This is a genomic window from Streptomyces sp. Act143, from assembly GCF_003143935.1.
Lineage (GTDB): Bacteria > Actinomycetota > Actinomycetes > Streptomycetales > Streptomycetaceae > Streptomyces.
Window position 1 is genome coordinate 1780573 of sequence record NZ_QFRX01000001.1, and the last position, 19711, is coordinate 1800283.

The 19711-nt window shown below is 72.1% G+C and carries 18 protein-coding genes and 3 tRNA genes; 8 read left to right on the top strand and 13 right to left on the bottom strand.

Annotated features, from left to right (window positions below; all coding sequences use genetic code 11):
* Positions 1-24 precede the first annotated feature (24 nt).
* The 6 genes from DI272_RS07980 to DI272_RS08005 all read right to left on the bottom strand — a co-directional run bounded on the left by DI272_RS07980 (position 25) and on the right by DI272_RS08005 (position 3442).
* A complete protein-coding gene (locus DI272_RS07980) occupies positions 25-681 on the bottom strand; it encodes a maleylpyruvate isomerase N-terminal domain-containing protein (RefSeq protein ID WP_109494664.1) in 657 nt (218 codons plus the stop codon).
* A gap of 55 nt (positions 682-736) precedes the next feature.
* The gene (mmpA, locus tag DI272_RS07985) at positions 737-898 is read right to left on the bottom strand and encodes a morphogenic membrane protein MmpA (protein ID WP_258314487.1); all 162 of its coding nucleotides are present in this window, start codon (positions 896-898) and stop codon (positions 737-739) included.
* Between the two features lie 62 nt (positions 899-960).
* Positions 961-1185, bottom strand: coding sequence for a hypothetical protein (locus DI272_RS07990; protein WP_109494666.1), 225 nt, complete (start codon positions 1183-1185; stop codon positions 961-963).
* A 35-nt stretch (positions 1186-1220) separates the two neighbouring features.
* The gene (locus tag DI272_RS07995) at positions 1221-1928 is read right to left on the bottom strand and encodes an endonuclease V (RefSeq protein ID WP_109500733.1); all 708 of its coding nucleotides are present in this window, start codon (positions 1926-1928) and stop codon (positions 1221-1223) included.
* A 111-nt stretch (positions 1929-2039) separates the two neighbouring features.
* The gene (locus tag DI272_RS08000) at positions 2040-2369 is read right to left on the bottom strand and encodes a plasmid stabilization protein (protein ID WP_109494667.1); all 330 of its coding nucleotides are present in this window, start codon (positions 2367-2369) and stop codon (positions 2040-2042) included.
* Positions 2370-2416: 47 nt separating this feature from the next.
* Entirely contained in the window at positions 2417-3442 is a 1026-nt protein-coding gene (locus tag DI272_RS08005) for an oxidoreductase (RefSeq protein WP_258314869.1), read from the bottom strand.
* 403 nt (positions 3443-3845) lie between these two features.
* Between DI272_RS08005 and DI272_RS08010 the strand changes: the two genes are divergently transcribed.
* Entirely contained in the window at positions 3846-4262 is a 417-nt protein-coding gene (locus tag DI272_RS08010) for an SsgA family sporulation/cell division regulator (protein WP_109494668.1), read from the top strand.
* A gap of 1 nt (position 4263) precedes the next feature.
* Here the strand turns inward: DI272_RS08010 and DI272_RS08015 are convergent, their stop codons facing one another.
* The gene (locus DI272_RS08015; protein WP_109494669.1) at positions 4264-5106 is read right to left on the bottom strand and encodes an isocitrate lyase/phosphoenolpyruvate mutase family protein; all 843 of its coding nucleotides are present in this window, start codon (positions 5104-5106) and stop codon (positions 4264-4266) included.
* 72 nt (positions 5107-5178) lie between these two features.
* On the bottom strand, positions 5179-5856 hold the full coding sequence (locus DI272_RS08020) for a GPP34 family phosphoprotein (RefSeq protein WP_109494670.1): 678 nt from the start codon (positions 5854-5856) through the stop codon (positions 5179-5181).
* A gap of 332 nt (positions 5857-6188) precedes the next feature.
* Between DI272_RS08020 and DI272_RS08025 the strand changes: the two genes are divergently transcribed.
* The 4 genes from DI272_RS08025 to DI272_RS08040 all read left to right on the top strand — a co-directional run bounded on the left by DI272_RS08025 (position 6189) and on the right by DI272_RS08040 (position 11025).
* On the top strand, positions 6189-7811 hold the full coding sequence (locus DI272_RS08025; protein WP_109494671.1) for an ABC-F family ATP-binding cassette domain-containing protein: 1623 nt from the start codon (positions 6189-6191) through the stop codon (positions 7809-7811).
* Between the two features lie 330 nt (positions 7812-8141).
* On the top strand, positions 8142-8918 hold the full coding sequence (gene ddaH, locus DI272_RS08030) for a dimethylargininase (protein WP_109494672.1): 777 nt from the start codon (positions 8142-8144) through the stop codon (positions 8916-8918).
* Positions 8919-9144: 226 nt separating this feature from the next.
* Complete coding sequence (locus DI272_RS08035) at positions 9145-10119, top strand: acyl-ACP desaturase (RefSeq protein WP_109494673.1); 975 nt, start codon at positions 9145-9147, stop codon at positions 10117-10119.
* A gap of 66 nt (positions 10120-10185) precedes the next feature.
* Positions 10186-11025, top strand: coding sequence for a hypothetical protein (locus tag DI272_RS08040; protein WP_146238313.1), 840 nt, complete (start codon positions 10186-10188; stop codon positions 11023-11025).
* Positions 11026-11036: 11 nt separating this feature from the next.
* Here the strand turns inward: DI272_RS08040 and DI272_RS08045 are convergent.
* Positions 11037-11109: transfer RNA gene (locus DI272_RS08045), tRNA-Trp, on the bottom strand.
* Between the two features lie 92 nt (positions 11110-11201).
* Between DI272_RS08045 and DI272_RS08050 the strand changes: the two genes are divergently transcribed.
* Both DI272_RS08050 and DI272_RS08055 read left to right on the top strand, forming a co-directional pair.
* A complete protein-coding gene (locus DI272_RS08050; RefSeq protein ID WP_109494675.1) occupies positions 11202-12605 on the top strand; it encodes a hypothetical protein in 1404 nt (467 codons plus the stop codon).
* Positions 12606-14402, top strand: a complete 1797-nt coding sequence (locus tag DI272_RS08055; protein WP_109494676.1) for an AAA family ATPase — start codon at positions 12606-12608, stop codon at positions 14400-14402. It begins immediately after the preceding gene.
* A gap of 3 nt (positions 14403-14405) precedes the next feature.
* Here the strand turns inward: DI272_RS08055 and DI272_RS08060 are convergent, their stop codons facing one another.
* The 4 genes from DI272_RS08060 to DI272_RS08075 all read right to left on the bottom strand — a co-directional run bounded on the left by DI272_RS08060 (position 14406) and on the right by DI272_RS08075 (position 17107).
* Positions 14406-15593: a ribonuclease inhibitor gene (locus DI272_RS08060; protein WP_109500735.1), complete on the bottom strand. Its 1188-nt coding sequence runs from the start codon at positions 15591-15593 to the stop codon at positions 14406-14408.
* Positions 15590-16921, bottom strand: coding sequence for an SDR family NAD(P)-dependent oxidoreductase (locus DI272_RS08065; RefSeq protein ID WP_109494677.1), 1332 nt, complete (start codon positions 16919-16921; stop codon positions 15590-15592). Before DI272_RS08065 ends, DI272_RS08060 begins: the two co-directional genes overlap by 4 nt.
* Positions 16922-16952: 31 nt before the next feature.
* Positions 16953-17024, bottom strand: a tRNA-Asp gene (locus DI272_RS08070).
* Between the two features lie 11 nt (positions 17025-17035).
* A tRNA-Ser gene (locus tag DI272_RS08075) sits at positions 17036-17107 on the bottom strand.
* 98 nt (positions 17108-17205) lie between these two features.
* On the opposite strand from DI272_RS08075, the gene DI272_RS08080 reads away from it, so the two are divergent.
* Positions 17206-19677 carry a hypothetical protein gene (locus DI272_RS08080; protein WP_109494678.1) on the top strand — a complete coding sequence of 824 codons (2472 nt, stop codon included), beginning with the start codon at positions 17206-17208 and terminating at the stop codon, positions 19675-19677.
* Positions 19678-19711: the final 34 nt, after the last annotated feature.

Below are 19711 nucleotides of genomic sequence, written 5' to 3' on the forward strand. Positions count from 1 at the left end.
ACAGCCTTTACAGCCCTCACAGCCTCAGCCGAGGACGAGCGGGAGCTTGGCGGCCAGTGTGGCGAGTTCGGCGCGCTCCGCGTCGGTCGGGGCGCGGCGGCCGGTGCCGATGAGCAGGGCGTCCGTGTCGCTGAACGACGCGGGGAACGCGGCGCCGGCGATCTGCTCCAGCAGCGCGCGGGAGCGGGCCGTTCCCTCGCTCGGCGGCCCCGGCACGTCCGGCAGGTGGGCGATCAGGTCGAGGTGGTGCAGCGTCCATTCCAGGACGTAGGCACCGAGGTAGTCGCCGACGGTGAGGACCATGTCCTGGGTGCTCACCACCGCGGCGGGGTCGGCGAGCCGGGCCGCGCGTCCGGCGGCGGAACCGACGTCGTCGAGGTGGAACTTGAGCAGATGCGGCTCCTGGTACGCGGCGGCGAGCCGGACGATCAGCGCGTCGAGCGGGTCGTTGCCGTCGGGCGCCTCGTCGGCGACGTGCCAGTAGGTGACGGAGTCGGCGGTGGGTTCCGTGTCGGCGGGAGTGACGAGGGTGATCAGCACGTCCTGGGCGTCGATCACCAGGTGGCACACCAGATCCCGCACCAGCCACCCGGCACAGCCGGAGGGCTTCTCGAAGTCCTCGTCCGGAAGTTCCGCGACCGCCGTGCGCAACGCCGCCCACGCCTGCGAGAAGAGATCCACCGGGGCAAGTTAGTGCGCCGCGGGAACACCTCACAAGCGCTTTGCCCGGCGTGCCCTACAGCGGCCAGGTGGCCACCGTGTAGATCATCCCGCAGATCCAGGCGAGCCCGGCGAGCACGGCCAGGACGAGCGCGGCCGTCACGGCCCGCTCGACGGGCCGGTTGGGGTCGGAGAGGGGCTTGGGCGATCGGTGGCGGGGCATACGGTGCGTCGTCATGCGGCACAGCCTGCCGATCACGACGGCACGCCCACATCCGTACAGGTACTCAGTTCACGTACTCAGGAGCCGAGTACGGCCTCCACGCGCGCGTGCGTCCCGGGATCGCCGGCGGCTGCCAAGCGGGCGAGAGGGCCGATCCGCCACCCCGCGTGATGGTTGAAGTACGGGGGCGGCCCGGCCGCGTTGTGGGCGACCTCGGCGACGAGTTCGGCGAGACGGAACAGCGCCTGCTGCTCCGCCGTGAGCCCGTCAAGCGGAGCGCCGGAACGGATCCGCTCGAACACCTCGCGGCCTCGGTGCCACCGCTCGCGGTCGCCCGTCAGGTCTGCGGGTCCGCGACCCGCGTCGCCTCCTTCAGCGCCTCGCGGCACAGCGCGTCCGCGCGTCGCGTCGTTTCCGGGAGGCGGTAGTCAGGAGTCAGGGCCAGGGTGTGGGCGCACGCGTTGCCGAGGGTGACGCGGTGGCCGACGGAGACGAAGACCGGTTTCACGGCTGCCCGGGTACGCAGGGCGCGACCGACCTCCTCGGTGCCCGCGAGGAGCGGGGCGGTGCTGCCCCGTGGGGCGGCCGGGTCGTCGTACGTGAAGGTGAAGGGGTTCTTCGCGACGCCGATCGTGGGGAGGCCCGTCAGCACGCCCAGGTGGCTGGCCAGGCCGAAGCGGCGGGGGTGGGCGAGGCCGTAGCCGTCGCAGACGATCAGGCCCGGCGGGCAGGGCAGGCCGTCCAGGGCGGCAAGGACCGTGGGGATCTCCCGGAAGGCGAGCAGGCCGGGGACGTACGGGAAGGAGACGCGGCCGACGGCCGTGGCCTCCGCGACGACCTCGAGGGACGACGCGTCCAGCACGACCGCCGCGGCGGCGACGACGTCCCGCTCGACGTCGTAGGCCACGTCCACGCCGGTCACCCGACCGGTTCCGGGCGGTGGGCCGGGTTCGTCGAGCACCACCTTCGTCCGCAACTCGTCCTGCACGGCACGGGCTTCGTCCTCGGTCGCGGGCCAACCCGCGGGAATGCGTACGGTCGTCATGATGCCGACGAGCGTACGCATTCCCCCGTACGGCCTCGGACCGGCCCTTCCCGCACGCACCCCGCACGGTCCCGGACCGGCCCTTCCCGCACGCACCCCGTGCGGCCCCGGTCAGCCCTTTCCGCCGAGCGCCTGCTTCAGCTGGCTCTTGTTCATGTCCGAACGGCCGCTGATGTTACGGCGCTTGGCCTCCTCGTAGAGCTGGTCGTAGGTCGGGCCCTGGGAGCCCTTGCCGGACCGCTGGCCGCCCCTCTTGCCGGACGACATGTCCTGTGTGGACGTGCGGCTCGCGGACTTGGACTCGCCGGAGCGGGCTCGTTCCTTGTTGACCGTGCGCGCGGCGATCTCCTTGGCCCGCCCGGTGCTCTCGCCCCGGTCCTGGGCGCTCTTCTTGATGTGCTCGTACTGGCGTTCCCTCTTCGGGCTCGAACCGCTTGGCATGGGGGTCACTCCTTTCGCGCTCGGTGACCGGGTACCCCCATCCGCGCTCAGTTCTCCAGCCGGGCCACCCGCCCCTTCTCCCCGGCCGCCCAGCAGCCCAGGTCGGGGGTGCAGTCCACGGTGTCGTACGAGCCCGCGTCGACCGTGCGCCAGGTCCGGCCGCCGTCCGTCGTGAGGTCGGTGCCGGTGGGGCCGACCGCGAGGGCCGCGGTGCGGCTGTGCGGGAGCCAGGCGACGCCGGAGCGATAGGCGGGCGGGGGTGCGGCGGCCGCCCGCCAGCTGCGACCGCCGTCGCCGGTCACCGCGCCCGCCTGCGGGGAGGCCTGGTCCGCGCGGTAGTCGCCGCCGACCGCGAGACCGTGCGTGCGGTCGCGGAAGGCGAGGGCGAAGACGCCCTTGGCGGGGTCGCCCGCGGGGATCGGGCTGTCGGTGGCCGTCCACGTCAGGCCGCGGTCCGAGGAGTGGAGCACGCGCGCGCGTGCCGCGCCTCCGGTGGCCAGCCAGACGTCCTCGGGACCGGAGGAGACCAGGCACTGGCCGCTCGCGGCGAACCCGGCCTCGCCCTCCAGGGCGGCCGGCATGCCGTCGTCCGGCAGCACCGACCAGGAGCGGCCGCCGTCGCTCGTCGACAGGATGCGGAACCTGCCGTCCACCGGGTCGCTCATCGCCAGGCCGTGCCGGCGGTCCAGGAAGGTCATGCAGTCGTAGAAGGCCCGCGCGTCGGTGTTGCGGAAGGACTCGGTCCAGGTGGCCCCGCCGTCCTCGGTGCGGTAGACCCTGGACGCCTCGCCCTCGCCGATCGCCAGGACGACGGCCCGCCGCGCGTCGAACGCCTCGACGTCCCGGAACTGGAGCTCCTCCGCGCCGGGCGGCGAGACGTTCCGCCAGGTGGCGCCGCCGTCCGTGGTGCGCAGCACGGTCCCCTGGGTGCCGGCCACCCACGCGGTCGTACGGCTGACGGCGGACAGGCCCCGGAACCGTACGTCGGGAGCGCCGCTGTCCTTGAGCTCCCAGTGCGGCGCCCGGTTCTCCGGCCCGTGCGCCTGCGCGGGTACGGCCGTCAACGCGGCCAGCGCCGCCGCGCATGCCACCCCCGCGGCGACCCGGGTCCCGACCCGAGTCGTACGGGTCGTACGGGTCGTGCGGGTCAGTCGGGTCGTCCGTCTCGTCCGTCTTGTCCGTCGCGTTCCTCGCGTGATCCCCAAGCGCCTCATGGCGGGCGAAGCTAGCCCACGTGCTCGGCCCCGTCCAGACGGCCGCAGCATGGTGCCTCGGTCGCCACAAGTGCCCTTCCGGGGCACAGGAGAACGGCGGCGCCACTCCTGTGCATGAAACGCGGTGACCGAGGTCACTCGACTTTGGTGTGCACGGATGGGCCGATTCCGACGTCTCTTCCAGTACCCGGTCCCATCCGCCCGGAAGTCGGTCCAGCCGTCGAGTCAGCCGTCCGTTCAGCCGTCACAAGGGAGCAAGGCGTTGTCCACCGTCATCGAGCAGCCCGTAGAGGCCCGCCTCGTCGCCGCCGCGCCGCGGATGCCGAGCATTCCCGCCACGCTGCACTACGACCGGCGCGATCCGTTCGCCATCCGCATGACCTTCCCGGCCCCGGCCACCCTGGAGGGCGTGGACGTCTGCTGGACGTTCTCGCGCGAACTCCTCGCCGCGGGCCTGACGGCCCCCGAGGGCCACGGCGACGTACGCGTGCGGCCGTACGGGTACGACCGCACCGTGCTGGAGTTCCACGCCCCCGAGGGCACCGCCGTCGTGCACGTCCGCTCGGGCGAGCTGCGGCGTTTCCTGGAGGCGACGGCCGCGCTGGTGCCCGTCGGTCTCGAACACCTCCAGCTCGACCTGGACCAGCAACTGGCCGAGCTGATGCGGGACGCCTGCTGACCTACCGCCGCAGCGGCCCGCCCAGCAGCGCGTTGAGCTCGCCGTAGTCGAACCCGTCGGCCAGCGACTCGTACGTGCCCGCGCCCAGCAGCTCCCGCGTGGCGCGGCGCACGAGGGCATGCACCGCCATGGGGATGCTCGCGCCCGCGCTCAGGCGCGCGACGCCGAGGGCCGCCAGTTCGGCGACCGGCGGGGCGCCGGGGCCGACCATGATGTTCAGAGGGCCGTCGACACCGTCGACGAGTTCCTTGACGGTTCCCGGGTCGACGGCCCCGGGGACGAAGATCCCGTCCGCGCCCGCGGCACGAAAGGCGGCGGCCCGCTCCAGGGTGAGGTCCAATCCTCCGGCACCCCGCAGGAACGTGTCGATGCGAGCGTTGACGAACAGCGGCACGCCCCCCGCGTCGGCGGCGGCGCGGACGGCGGCGATCCGCTCGGCCTGTTCGGCGACGTCCCGCAGCGGCCCCGCGCCCTGCTCGTAAAGAGCGTCCTCGATGTTCACGCCGACCGCGCCCGCCGCGAGAACCGCGCGGATCGTCTCGGCGACGCCTTCCGGGTCCGCCGCGTAGCCGCTCTCGACGTCCGCACTGACGGGTACGTCCACGGAGGCGGCGATCTCCGCGACGACGCCGAGGGCCCGTTCCCGGTCCACCTGGTCGCCGTCCGCCGCACCCAGGCCCCAGGCGAGCCCCGCGCTGGTGGTCGCCACGGCCGCGGCACCGGCGTTCTCGACGATCCGGGCGCTCGCGGTGTCCCAGGCGTTCGGCAGCACGAGCGGGCGCCCGGGGACATGCAGGGCGTGGAAGGCGAGGGCGCGGTCGCGGAGGGAGGTCTGCTTCGTCATGCGTTCACTCAAGCAGCGGGGACGGAAGCAGGGCTGGCAGGAAATCGACATCAACGTGCGGCGCCGAAACGGTCACGCACCGGCGGGCGCAACGGCACTCGTCAGCGCCGCCCGCAGCTCCTCCCCGACCCTCCGCGTTCCCGGCCCCGCCACCCCACCGGGTCCGGCCGGTTCCGCCAGTTTGGCCAGCTCGGCCAGCCGCTCCCGGTATTGACCGCGCTCGGTGCGGGTCAGCAGGGTGCGCAGTTCGGCCGCGGCGGCCAGCGTGACGACGGCCGCGTCCCGGTCCGAGACCGCCACGGTCGGCGCCGACCCTTCGAGAACCCGCCGCGCCTCCGCGCGCAGCGCGTCCGCGACGGCACCGCGCTCCAGGGCGTACTCGACGGTCGGGAAGACCCCGAGGGCCCGGCGCTTCTCCGCGCGGAGATACCCCTCGGCGGCCAGCTGCTCCCGAACGGCGTCGAGCGTCACGCGCGCGTGCAGCGGCACCCAGCTGCGCCAGTGGTGCGGCCGGGACTCCCGTACCAACTCCAGGAGCCCGTCCAAAGCCGCGTTCCCGGTGGCGGAGTCCAGGTCGGCCGGGGTCGCGATGCCGTCGTCGTCGACGAGGAGCCCGCGCTGGGCCAGCTCCGTGAGGGCGCCGGCCCGCACCAGGTGGTCGAGGTGGGGGGTGCCGGTGGGCTCGTTCCTCGTGGTGTCCCAGGCCAGCAGGTAGAGCCGGGCGGGTAGTGACAGCGAGCCGTCGGGCACGGCGCCTCCTCGAATCGGAGAGAGCGGAGAGAGCGGAGAGAGTCAGAGAGATCGGACGTCACGTTAATTCGATTGACGGCCCCATCACCGCTCCCTACCGTGGAGAACGCTTCTGCTGCCGTCGATCGGAGAAGGACGTTGCTCCTCTGAGGTCCTGAGACACCGCGTCACACACCTGTGGTGTGTGCGCCGCGTGCGACCTCGGCGTTCGAGCCGTCCTCCCGTGCAGGGTTTCTTTCATCTTCCCCTTTTGCCCGCGGAGCCTCCCTGTGGTCGCAGGTGTTCTCGATACGCGTTTGCCCCTGACCGCATCAAGCAACCGCGAGGCCTGTATGTCCGCTTCCCTCACCTGTACCTCTCTTGCCTTCGCCTGGCCCGACGGCACCTGCGTCTTCGAGGACCTCGACGTCGCCTTCGGTCCCGGCCGCACCGGCCTGGTCGGCGTCAACGGGTCCGGGAAATCAACCCTGTTGAAGCTGATCGCCGGCGAACTCACCCCGGCCGATGGCACCGTGCGCGTCGCCGGCGAGGTCGGCCATCTCCCGCAGAACGTCACGCTCGACACCGCCCTGCGGGTCGACGAGGTGCTCGGCATCGCCGCCCAGCGGGCCGCGCTGCACGCCATCGAGGCGGGCGACGTGGCCGAGGAGCACTTCGAGACCGTCGGCGACGACTGGGACGCGGAGGAGCGCGCCCTCGCCACCCTCGGCGAACTCGGCCTCGGCCACATCGACCTGGACCGCACGGTCGGCGAGGTGTCGGGCGGCGAGTCGGTGCTGCTGCGGCTGGCCGCGCTGCTGCTGCGCCGCCCGGACGTGCTGCTCCTGGACGAGCCGACCAACAACCTCGACCTGTACGCCCGCAGGCGGCTGTACGCGGCCGTCGCGTCCTGGTCCGGCGTCATGGTCATCGTCAGCCACGACCGTGAACTGCTCGACCTGGTCGACCAGATCGCCGATCTGCGCTCCGGCGAGGTCACCTGGTACGGCGGCAATTTCTCCGCCTACGAGGAGTCCCTCGCCACCGAACAGGAGGCGGCGGAGCGGATGGTGCGGGTCGCGGAGGCCGACCTCAAGCGACAGAAGCGTGAACTGACCGAGGCGCATTCGAAGTTGGCGCAGCGCACGCGGTACGCCAACAAGATGTACGAGAACAAGCGCGAGCCCAGGGCGGTGATGAAACTGAAGAAGCGCTCGGCGCAGGTCTCCGCGGGCAAGCACCGCATCATGCACGAGGAGAGACTCGCCGAGGCCAAGGAGCGGCTCGACGAGGCGGTGGAGGCCGTGCGGGACGACGACGTGATCCGGGTCGACCTGCCGTACACGGCCGTGCCGCCGGGGCGTGACGTGCTGACGCTCCTGGACCTGGAGCCGGCGTACGGTGCGCGCGTGAAGGGCGGTCTGGATCTGCGCGGTCCGGAGCGGGTCGCGTTGATCGGCCGCAACGGAGCGGGCAAGACGACGCTGCTGCGGACGATCGCCGGGGAGCTGGCACCGGTGTCGGGCGAAGCGCACGCGCATGTGCCGTTGCGGTTCCTGCCGCAGCGGCTGGACGTTCTCGACGACGAGCTGTCGGTCGCGGAGAACGTGGCCCGGTTCGCTCCGGCCGCCACCAACAACCGGGTGCGGGCGCGGCTGGCCCGCTTCCTGTTCCGGGGTGCCCGCGCGGACCAGAAGGCGGCGACCCTGTCCGGCGGCGAGCGCTTCCGGGCGGCACTGGCGGCGTTGATGCTGGCGGAGCCGGCCCCGCAGCTGCTGATGCTGGACGAGCCGACGAACAACCTGGACATGGCGAGCGTGCGGCAGCTGACGTCCGCGCTGGAGTCGTACGAGGGGGCGCTGATCGTGGCCAGCCACGATCTGCCGTTCCTGGAGTCGATCGGCATCACACGGTGGCTGCTGCTGGACGGCGAGCTCCGGGAGACAACCGCGGAGGCCCTCGCAGAACCCGCGTGAGCGGCACGCGGACGCAGAACCCGCGTGAGCGGCACGCGGACGCAGAACCCGCGTGAGCGGCACGCGGAGGCCCTCGCGGAACCCGCGTGAGCGAAACGCGGTACCCCGCACAGAAACCCGTGCGAGCGGGTCGGGGAGGCCGCCGGTGACCCGCGAGACGATCGGGGTCGCCGGCGGCACCGCCCGGCAGCCGTGGTTACTGCCGCGTATCTCAGGAGGGCCACAGCCTGGCAACGGGGGTTTTGTGTGCGCGGGCCCGCCCTGCATGATGGCGGACCGGCGCCGCTTTTCCGGGGCGCCGTCACCTGCCGCCGTTACGGAGTTCCACACGTGCCCAGCAAGAAGGCCCTCATCCGCCGTCCGAGCCCGCGCCTGGCCGAAGGCCTGGTGACGCACATCGAGCGCGAGAAGGTCGATGTCGATCTCGCGGTCGAGCAGTGGGAGGCGTACGCCGAGGCCCTGCGCGCGCACGGCTGGGAGACGGTCGAGGTGGACCCGGCGGACGACTGCCCGGACTCGGTGTTCGTCGAGGACACGGTCGTCATGTACAAGAACGTCGCGCTGATCACCCGCCCCGGCGCCGAGTCGCGCCGCGCGGAGACCGCCGGGGTCGAGGAGGCCGTGGCCTCGCTGGGCTGCTCGGTGAACTGGATCTGGGAGCCGGGCACCCTGGACGGCGGCGACGTCCTCAAGGTCGGCGACACGATCTACGTCGGCCGGGGCGGCCGTACCAACGCGGCGGGCGTGCAGCAGCTGCGGGCCGCCTTCGAGCCGCTCGGGGCACGGGTCGTGGCCGTGCCCGTGACCAAGGTGCTGCATCTGAAGTCGGCGGTGACGGCCCTGCCCGACGGCACGGTCATCGGCAACATCCCGAAGGTGGACCGTCCGTCTCTGTTCCCGCGCTTCCTGTCGGTGCCCGAGGAGGCCGGCGGCCACGTCGTGCTGCTCGGCGGACACAAGCTGCTCATCTCGGCGAGCGCGCCGAAGACCATCGACCTGCTGGCCGACCTCGGCCACGACCCGGTCGTGGTCGACATCAGCGAGTTCGAGAAGCTGGAGGGATGTGTGACATGCCTCTCGGTCCGCGTACGGGAGCTGTACGCCTGACGGGTGAGCGGCCCATCCGTTCGGCCCCGGGACCTGCGGGTCCTGGGGCTTTTCCGTAGGCCCCGGGGTGCCTTGGGAACACAGGCTGATCAGGGATCTTTACGTCGCGCTTAACCTACGGCTTCGTAACCTACGGTTTCGTAGCCTACGCTCTCGTAGGTTCCGGCAACCGCTCGCCGGTTACCCGGCTCTTCTCCGCTGTGTTACGCGTCCCCCTGGAGTCCCCGTGACGATCACTTCCCCGCACCTCGGCAGCCCCGCCGTCTGGACCGACGCCAAGCTGCTGTACGCCCTGGAGGAAGTCGTCGAAACCGAGCTCAACCGGCATCTGAAGGTCGCCAAGGACTGGATGCCGCACGAGTACGTGCCGTGGAGCGACGCCCGCAACTTCCCCGGCTTCTTCGAGGACGGCGAGGCCTGGGGCAAGGAGCAGTCCAAGGTCACCGAGATCGGCCGCATCGCGCTCGTGGTGAACCTGCTCACCGAGGACAACCTCCCCAGCTACCACCACGAGATCGCCTCCCTCTTCGGCCGCGACGGCGCCTGGGGCACCTGGGTGCACCGCTGGACCGCCGAGGAGGGGCGGCACGGCATCGTGATGCGCGACTACCTGCTCGCCTCGCGCGCGGTCGACCCGGACAAGCTGGAAGCGTTCCGCATGGCCCACATGAGCGAGGGCTTCGAGTCGGACAACCGTCACTCGATGCTGCACTCGGTCGCCTACGTCGCCTTCCAGGAGCTCGCGACCCGCATCTCGCACCGCAACACCGGCCACCAGTCCGGCGACCCGGTCTGCGACCGCATGCTGGCCCGCATCGCGACCGACGAGAACCTCCACATGGTCTTCTACCGCAACCTCCTGAAGGCCGCTTTCGAGCTCGCCCCCGACCTGACCATGCAGGCGGTCCGGGACGTCGTCGTCAACTTCCGCATGCCCGGCCACGGCATGCCCGGCTTCGAGCGCTTCGCGGCGCAGATGGCCATCGGCGAGGTCTACAACCTGCGCATTCACCACGACGACGTCCTCCAGCCGGTCCTGCGCTTCTTGAAGATCATGGAGATCGACGGCCTCGGCCCCGAGGGGCAGCAGGCCCAGGACGAACTCGGCCTGTTCCTGGGCGGCCTGGACGCGGAGGCCCTGAAGTTCGACGAGAAGCTGGCGGCGCGCAAGGCCCGGATGGCGGCACGCGCGGCGGGCTGACCTCCGCCGGGACCGGCCCGCGAATATCCGGTGCGGTCCGGCCCTGACCGGCGGCATCATGCCGCCATGCGAGAGAACACCAGGGTGGAGCGGGCGGTCGGTTTCCTGCTCGGCCTCGTCGACGAGGAGATCGCCGTACGGGTCCGGGCCCGGACCGGCCTGCCCGAGCCGGAGAGCCCCACGCAGGCCCGGGGACGCGTCACGCGCGCGTGGACCTGGGCCCGGCACCTCGACGCCTCCGTGGCGCTGTGGATCATGGAGAACGACGACCCGCAGCTCAACGCCGTGGTGTGGCGGCACATCCCGACCGACTCCGGTCTGCGCCGGGCCATCGCGCGCGGAGTGCCGTTCGGACCCGGTCGCCTCGACCCGATACCGGTCGACGCGACCCTGCCGGGACAGGAACCCGAGGTCCCAGAGAGCTACGTCCGCCACGGCCTCGTGGGCGCGCTGCGCGAGGTCCGCTCGATGAACGAGGGACGCTCCGCCGCGTCCATGGTGCTGACGCGCGCCGACTGGGCGGCGGTCGGCGCGGCGGACCGCGAGCGCCCGCTGCCCGGTTACGCGCGCTGGGCGCTCTCCGTACGCCCGGACTGCCCGCCGTCGGTGCGGGCCGGCTTCGGCAGGCATGCGAGGTTCACCCATCGGCTGCGCCAGGCAGGCGTGTTCGAGAGCCCCGCCGACTACATCGCCTCCGACGGTCCGGCGCTGCCCGTTCTCGAGGTGCTGTCGCTGGGACATCTGCTGTTCCCGGCGCGGCTGATGGAGGCCGAGGACGCCCTCCGCCCGCTCGTCCGGGACCACTTGGGCGAACGCGAGGACGCGTGGGCGGTGCTGGCGCAGTTGACGGAGACGTTCCACGGGAACACGCCGGAACTGGTCGTCACGGCGGGCGCCATCGCCTGACCGGCAGGGGGGCGGGGCGGCTGGATTCGAACCAGCGTGTTCTGGTTTTGGAGACCGGTGCGCCTGCCTCTGCGCTACGCCCCCGCCCTTGGCGTCAGATCGTAATGCCTTGGCCCGATGTCAGTGGGTCCTGGTACCAATGAGCCACGGGGGAAACGCATTTCGGGGGGCATGGCATGGCGTACGGGGAGCGGGGGCGGCGTACCCCGGTGGTCGACCTCGCCGACCGCCGGGCGCTGGAGGCGTACCGCCCGGCCGATCCGGAGGTCGTGGCGGAGGCGCGGCGGCTGAAGGAGGCCGCGCTGCTGGACTTCGGGCTGACGGAGTCGGCGGTGGCGTCCTGGCTGTACACCAAGTGCCACCACCAGATCCCGACGACCGCGATCGACACGGCGGCCGTGGTGGCCTCCGGAGACGGCACCTGCCTGCTCCTCTACAACCCGGACTTCTTCGCCGGACTCGGCCTGGACGGTGTGAAGTTCGTGCTGTTCCACGAGGCGCGTCACCTCGTGCACCGCCACTTGCTGGCCGACCCGGAGCTGCGCAGCGACCCGGTCTTCGAGCTGGCCGCCGAGGTGTCCATCAACCATGTGGCGCTGGTCCGGCTCGGACGGACCGAGCTCCCCTTGCTGGACGGCAGGCCGACGGGCGTCGACCCGCGCGAGGTGTATGAGCGCTACCACGCGGATCTGACGGCGCACGGCCTGGAGCCGGTGCCGTACGACACGTTCACCGAGACGGACCTGCGGGTGTACGGCGAGCTGAAGCGGATGCACCGCCCGCCGGTCCCGGAGCACCGGCTGTGCGTGCATCTGCGCGGGGGGCTGGTCCCGGCCGACCAGGAGACCGTGGACGCGGTGACGTCGTCCGCGCTGCTCAACTCCCTGCTGGCGGCCAGGCGCGGGCACGCGGGCGCGGAGCGGGAGCTGCTCGACCTGATGGGCCGCACCGAGGACGGCAGCGCGCGGGCCGCCCGGATCTGGGGGCAGTTGAGGGCGGGCGTGCTGCGCGGCGAGACCTCACGCACGCGCGCGGTCGACTGGTGGCAGCGCTGGCTCGTCGACGTGCTCGGCTCCAAGCTGCGCGAGGGCGAGCGGCTGGTGTACCCGAAGAAGCGGGGCGCGCTGCTCGCGGCGCTCGGCCAGGACCCGATGCTGGCGCGGCGCGGCCCGGTACGGGACAAGGTGCTGGTCATCGCGTACGACACCTCGGGCTCGATGCCGCAGCACGTGATCACCTGGCTCACCGAACTCGTCGGCCGGATCGACGGCGTCGAGGCGCACTGGCTGTCCTTCGACGCCGTGGTGATGCCCTTCGCGCCGGGCGAGCGGGTCTACGGCGGAGGGGGCACCAGCTTCCAGGTGGTCGCCGACTACGTGGAGGGGCGGTCGGAGGTGAACGGGCGCTGTTTCGAGGTGAGTCCGGACGCTGTCGTGGTGCTCACCGACGGCTACGCGCCCCCGATCACCCCGTCCGAGCCGGACAAATGGATCTGGCTGATCACCGAGGGCGGCAGCGAGTGGCCCGAGACGCACACACCGGCGATGGACTGCCATCGCGTCACCACAGGATCACGGTAAATGAGCACGGACACACAGCAGTCGACCGCTTCGCGGCTCGAGTCCTTCATCGACGCGATGATCGACATGGGGCAGACGGGCCAGATCTTCGGCGAGCACGGCATCGGCAAGACGGCGACGTTCTTCGCGCACATCGCCCGCGCCCATCCCGGCACCACCCTGGTGTACGTCCCGGCGGCGAACCTCACGCCGGACGACCTGCTCGTCAACGCGCCGGTGCGCGATCCGCACACCGGTGAACTGGTGCTGCGCCAGCTGGTGATGAGCCAGTTGAAGCCGGGCACGCCGTTCGTGCTGCTCATCGACGACTCGTTGCAGGCCGGCGACACCATCCAGTCGCAGTTGATGCAGATCGCCTGCAACTGGACGCTCGGCGAGCACGACCTGCGCGCCCTGGGCTGCGTCGGCGTCTTCCTCACCGACAACGAGTCGCTGGCGGAGACCTCGGCCCGCCGCGGCGACCTCGCGCTCCTCGACCGCATGGTCACGCTGCGGATCACCGCCAACGACACGTCGTGGCGCCGCCATCTGGCCGTCAAGTACCGCCCGTGGGACCTGCGTCCGGTGTTCTCACTGTGGGCCTCGCTCTCCCCCGCCCTGCGGGAGCTGCTGTCCCCGCGCACCCTCGACCATGTTCTCGCCAACGCGAAGGAGGGGTTCCCGCTGCGCTGGGGACTGCCCCTGGTCGACGGCGAACGGCTGCGCCTCGCCGAGCCGGGGCCGCAGGGCAAGCCCGGGCAGAACCGGACCCAGGAGATCCTGGACCGGATCGCCGAGGCGGTGGGCGTGGCCAACCCGGCCACGATTCCCGACCCGGTGCGGCAGGTGGTGCGCGCCGCGCTGCGCAACCGCTGGACGGTGCTGCTCCAGGGCCCGCCCGGCTGCGGCAAGACGGAGCTGGTGCGGGAGACGGTGCGGTCGGGCCTCGGCCGGGAGCCGCTGTACTTCTCGCTGCCGGTGACCAACGTCGAGGACCTGTGCGCGCCGATCCCGTCGTCCGACGGCACCCTGGACAACCTCCTCGCCGCGCATTTCACCGGTCCCGAGCCGAAGGCGATCGTGTGGGACGAGTACAACCGGCCCAAGGACAAGGCCGCGTTCGCCAAGCTCATGGAGATCACCCAGGAGTGGTCGCTGGCCGGGCGGCGGATCGAGAACCTGCGCGCGCAGATCGCCGTGCAGAACCCGCCGTACCACCTGGGCCGCAAGCTGCTGGTGTCGCGGAACAACATCGCGCAGGCGACGCGTTTCACGGCCTCCCTGGAGGTGGCGCCGGAGGACATCCCGGCCAACGAGTGGCTGCTGGCCCGCTACGGCGCGGACGCCGAGACGGTGCTGGAGTGGTGGAAGCACGACATCGACGACGACGGCCGCGCCTGGATCACCAAGCGCACCCTGGAGCGGCTCATCAAGCTGCACCGGCGGGGGCTGCCGCTGGAGATGGGCACGGTCTATCTCGGCGACGGCGAGTACGCGCCGGTGCCGCTCACCGCGCTCCTCGACCGGCTCAGGGGCCGTGAGGTGACCGGTCTGCGTGAGCTCGCGCGTGACGCGGACGTCTGGGAGGCCAGGCTGCGGCGGGCCGCGGAGCAGTCCGGAGAGGGCGGCGACGACAGTGATGTGGTCCACCAGATCCTCGCGAACGCGGAGCTGTCCCAGCTGAAGAAGCACCGGGCGGTGGTGGCCCGGCTGGTGGCGCTGCTGCCGGCCAAGCTGCGGGCGACGTATCTGGTGGGGGCCTCGAAGCAGCAGCAGCGGTTCTGGACGGAGGTGTTCATGGGCATGCGCAGATCGTGAGCGTCAGGCGGTGGCGTCGGGCGGGGCCGTCCGGTGCACGCTGCGCACGGCGGCCACGTCGGCGGGCACCGCGGGCCTCGGGACGTGCGCGCTCAGCGCCTCCAGCCGCCGTTTGACGCTGGCGGCGATGCCCTGGCCGAGCACGAAGCGGGTGGCCGTGGCGGCCCGGGGCGCGGTGTCGAGGAGACGGTGGGCCTCACGGCTGCGCATGCCGGTGTGGGTCAGGACCAGGTGGGTGAGGCGGTGCTCGGCAGCCGCCAGGGTCTCGGCGATCGTGTCGGCGGCGGCCAGGTCGATGTGGTTGTCCGCCGCTCCCAGCACCGCCGCCGCGCGCACCCGGCCGAGGTCCAGCAGCGTGACCCCGGCCGCGGTGGCCGCCGTCACCAGTCGGGCGGCGGCCCGTGGTCCGATGCCGTTGCTGGCGACGGCGAGCCGGGTGAACCGCCCGTACGGTGCCCGCTCCAGCGCGTCGGCGAGGCGGTCGGCACCGGTGTCGCCCAGCCGGGCGGCGGACACGTACAGTTCGTCGATCGCGCCCGCGGCGACCACCGCGCCGAGCGCCTCGGCACCGGCCTCGCCCAGCGGGTTGCCGCCGACGAAGAGCCGCTCGATCCGGCGTCCGTTGTCGGCGGCGGCCAGCAGCGCGTCGGCGAGGACGGCGGCGCCCGAGACGTCGAGGCCGGTCTGGACCAGGTCGAGGGTGCGCAACGACCTCGCCGCTTCCACGAGTTCGGCCGCCGCCCGGCCACCGGCGGAACCCAGCGGGTTGCGTTTGAGCCACACCCCGGTGACGACCTGCGGGGAGGCGCGCAGCTGGTCGGCGATCCGGCAGGCGCCGCCCGCGGTGATGCCGTTGCACCCGAGGTAGAGCGTCTCGACCTCGGCGCCCGCCCCGGCCCCGGCCACCACCTCGGCCCCGGTGTCGCCCAGCCCGTCGGTGCCGAGCAGCAGATGCCGTACCGGCGCGGGCCCCTGCCCCAGGGCGTCGGCGACCAAGGTGGCGCCCTCGGTGCCCAGTTGCTGCTTGCACAGGTCGAGGCGGCCGTCGGGCAGGGCCGTACCGGCCGGGAAGTCCAGCCGTTCCCCGGCCGGTCGCCCGGCGCGCAACCAGGCCAGCAGCGGGGCGAGTTCGGCGACCGGGCGCGGCACGACGGAAGGCACTCCCGCGAAGCCGCTCGTCTCCTCGGTCACCACTCCGCCTCCTGGTAGTCCTTGAGGAACACTCCGGACAGGGGCTCCCCCGCCTCCCCGCGCACGATCGGGTCGTACACGCGGGCCGCCCCGTCCACGATGTCCAGCGGTGTCCGGAATCCGGCCCGCGCCATCCGCGCCTTCTTCGGGGCCGGGTTCTCGTCCGTGATCCAGCCGGTGTCGACGGCGCACATGTGCACGCCCTGCTCGGCGAGTTCGGCGGCGCTGGTGCGGGTGAGCATGTTGAGCGCGGCCTTGGCCATGTTGGTGTGGGGATGGCCGGCCATCTTGTTGCGGACGGCGAACCGGCCCTCGACGGCGGTCACGTTGACCACGTACCGGCGCGGGTGCGGGGAGGCGAGCAGCAGCGGCAGCAGCCGGTCGCAGAGCAGGGCCGGGGCGAGGGCGTTGACGAGCTGGGTCTCCAGGACCTCGGCCGGGTCGAGCGCGCCGAGCCGGGCCGACCAGGAGTTCTCCGGGGACGGGTCGGGCAGCAGCCCCGCCTCGTCGGCCTCGCGCAGCGCGGCGGGAAGCGACGCGGTGCCGGCCTCCAGCATCCGCAGGGGCGTGAAGCCCGGGGCCTGCCGGGCGCGCTCGGGCAGGGCGTCGTACTCCCCGGCGGCGAGCAGCGCGTACGACTCCGGCGGTCGGCGCACGGTCTGGGCGGCGTTGTTGACGAGGATGTCCAGCGGCTCGCCCTCCTTCCGCAACTCCTCGCACAGGCCCAGTACTTGGCGCGGGTCTCGCAAGTCGACGGCGAGCACGGTCAGCCGGTCGCGCCACGTCTCACTGCCGGGCTCGGCCCGGAAGCGGCGCACGGTGTCGTGCGGGAAGCGGGAGGTGACCAGCAGTTCGGCGCCGTCCCGGAGCATCATCAGGGCCAGTTGGAAGCCGATCTTCACCCTGCCGCCGGTGAGCAGCGCGCGGCGGCCGGTGAGGTCGGTGCTCAGGGCGCGGCGGGCGGTGTTGTCGGCGGCGCACGACGGGCACAGCCGGTGGTAGAAGGAGTCGACCTCTCGATAGGGCGACTTGCAGACATAGCAGGTGCGGGGCTTGCGGAAGACACCGGAGGTGCCGGCCGACGCGGCCAGCGGTGCGTCCTCGCGCCGCTCCAGGGCACCGGTCGCCGTCGCCGCCATGACCTGCGCGTCGGCGGCGGACGCCGCGGCGCCCCGCGCCTTGCGCCGGCGCAGTCGTCCGTCGCGGGCGAAGGAGGCGGCGACCTGCTCGGCACGCAGCCGTACGGGGTCGTCGACGGGCAGGTCACGCAGCTTGCCCACGACGTCGTGGAAGACGGCCAGTTCCGCCTCGCTGATCGTCTCGCCCATGTGCCGTCCCCGCCCCGTGTCCGCCGTACCGCGGTCCCGACCGGATTCGAACCGGCGTATCCGCCCTGACAAGGCGGCGAGTCTGCCTCTGCTCTACGGGACCCCGCGTACGCATCCGGACGGCCGGATTCGAACCGGCGTGATCGCCTGAGCAAGGCGGTGCGCCTGCCTCTGCGCTACGCCCGGACCGCGCTCCCGGATCTTAGCCGCACCCCGATCGGCCGGTCGCACGGATTTACGGGACGCGCTCGCGGTGCAACGGTGCCCGCAGGGGGTGACACACCATGGCCCAGACCCATGAGTGGATGTTCTACGAGGTCATGTGGCGCGGCTGGGCGGGTCGGGACCGGGTCCCGTATCCGGTGCCCTGGTGGGCGCAGCAGGCCTTCCGCCGCTGGAGCGACGACTTCGACTCCGGCACGTACGACTCGAAGGAGGCGGCCTTCGCCTCCAACGCCCTGTACCGGTACTGGCACATGGTCGGGGTGAAGGACCATCGTCAGGAGTCACTGATCGGGCAGGCGGGCGAGATCGAGCCCGTCTACGACAAGTACAGCCTCTGCTTCTTCCTGCACGACCCCGCGACGGGCGCCCTGCGGCTGCCCCATCTCCCGCACGGCGGAAGGGTGGAGCAGCGGATGGAGGCACCGCATCTGCCGGTGGTGCTGACGACGTTCCGCACGCCGGACGACGTCGAGTTCGTGCAGCGCACCTTCGCGACGACGGTCGGCGCGAGCCAACGGGACCTGGTGGTCACGCGGGTGACCGTGGGCAGCCCCACGGGCCGGCCGCGCGAGGGGCTGCTGTGCGCGGCCGTGCTGCCGGCCGGACCGAGCGGCTTCCAGCGGCACGACCGCAACGGTCGCCAGATCACCGACCGGCGGCTGACGTATCTGCGTCATCTGCCGGACGAACAGCGGGTGGAGACCAACTCGGGCTGGGGCCCGGTCTTCGACACCGCGCCCGAGCAGTACGGGGTCTACGGCAACACGGACTTCTCGCTCGATCCGGACAGCTACCTCACCCACAGCCCGTTCCACGACCTGGTCGTCGGCGGCAAGCTGAACGGCGCCCTGGAGGCGCAGGACCAGGTCGCGGGGCTGTGCAGCGCGGTGTTCGCCTGGCCGTTCCGGGTGGCGGAGAGCGAGGTCTTCGAGATCGACGTACGGCTGCCCGTCGACCTGTTCAGCGGCGCGGCCGACCTCGTGGAGCTGCGCGGCACGCCGTCCGTCGAACTGGAGGCCGCCAACCGGGACTTCTGGACGGCGAAGATCCTCGGGCAGGGTGTGCAGCCGGGCCTGCCGCGCCCGGTGGCCCATCTCACCGACCTGTTCCGGCAGGCACGCACACAGCTGCTCGTCCTCTCCGACCACGGCGAGATCCACCCGGGCCCCACGGTCTACGACTCGTTCTGGATCAGGGACTCCTCCGTGGAGGCGACGGCCTGTTCGCTGGTGGGTGACTCCGCCCTGGCCGAACGGCAGTTGAGCACGCACTACCCCCTGAAGTTCAACCTGGGGACGGGCCGGATCGGGCCCTGTGCCGAGTACGGCTTCTACGGCGGCCCGCACGAGAAGGACGACCGCGAGTGGGACAGCAACGGTCAAGCACTGTGGGCGATCGGCCGGTTCGACCGTACCAGCGGCCGACAGGCCGCTTTCGGCGCGAAATTGTACGTCCCCTACGTGCGGGACGCGGCCCGTTGGCTGCGTGACAACCGCGATCCGTACGGTCTGCTGCACAGCGGCTGGAGCGCCGAACACCTCGGCGAGCGCGACAAGCCGCACTACTGGGACGACTTCTGGGCGCTGGCCGGACTCTACGAGGCCGCCCGCCTCGCCGAACGCATCGGGGCACCGGAGGCCGGCGAACTGTGGGGCGTTTTCGACGACATGAAGCGCGCCACGGCGGACTCGATCCGCTGGGTGCTGGGCGAGCAGCGGGCGCGCGGCGCCTGGGAGACGTACATCCCGACGGGACCGGGCGACGTGGGACGCCTGGACTCGACGATGATCGGGGCCGCCGCCTACTTCCACCCGCTGCGCCTGCACATGGGCAGCAAACTCGGTGACGACATCGACCGCGCCGCCCGCTGGACGCTCGACACCATGTACGCGCGCTTCGTCACCGGCGGATTCCGGCACGAGGCCGCCTGGCAGGCGTACGGGCCGTACCTGACCATGCAGTTGGCGCACGCCTACCTGCTCGCCGGGGACCCGGCGCGCATGGACGCGCTGCTCGGCTGGACGGTCGCGGCGGGCTTCCCGAGCGTGGCGGAGCGCGCGGTGGCGCTGGGCGCGTGGAACGAGCAGCACGCGTTCCCGATCGCGTCCGACTTCCGCGAAACACCGTACGGACGCTGGTACATGGGCGACATGCCGCACGGCTGGGCGGCGGCCGAGTATCTGCTGCTGATCCGCGACATCCTCTTCTTCGAGGCCGACGAGGACCGCGATCCGCACCTCTACATCGCTCCGGGGGTACGGCCGCACTGGGTGCCCGGGGGTGAGCCGGTCACGGTGGACGCGGCGCCGACGCTCTTCGGGGCGCCCTTCGGCTACCGGCTCGCGCACGATCCGGCGGAGCGGAAGGTGACCGTGGACATCACGCAGGCGCCGGAGGGGGTGCGGTTCGTCCATCCGTGCCGGTTCGGCGAGGTGCGGTCGGCGGAGGCGGACGGGCACGAGGTCGGCTGGACCGGCCAGGACGTGCGGGTACCGGCGGGGACGCGGCGCTTCAGCGTCACGTACGCGTGATCGGGGGCCCACACCTCGATCAACCGGACGTACG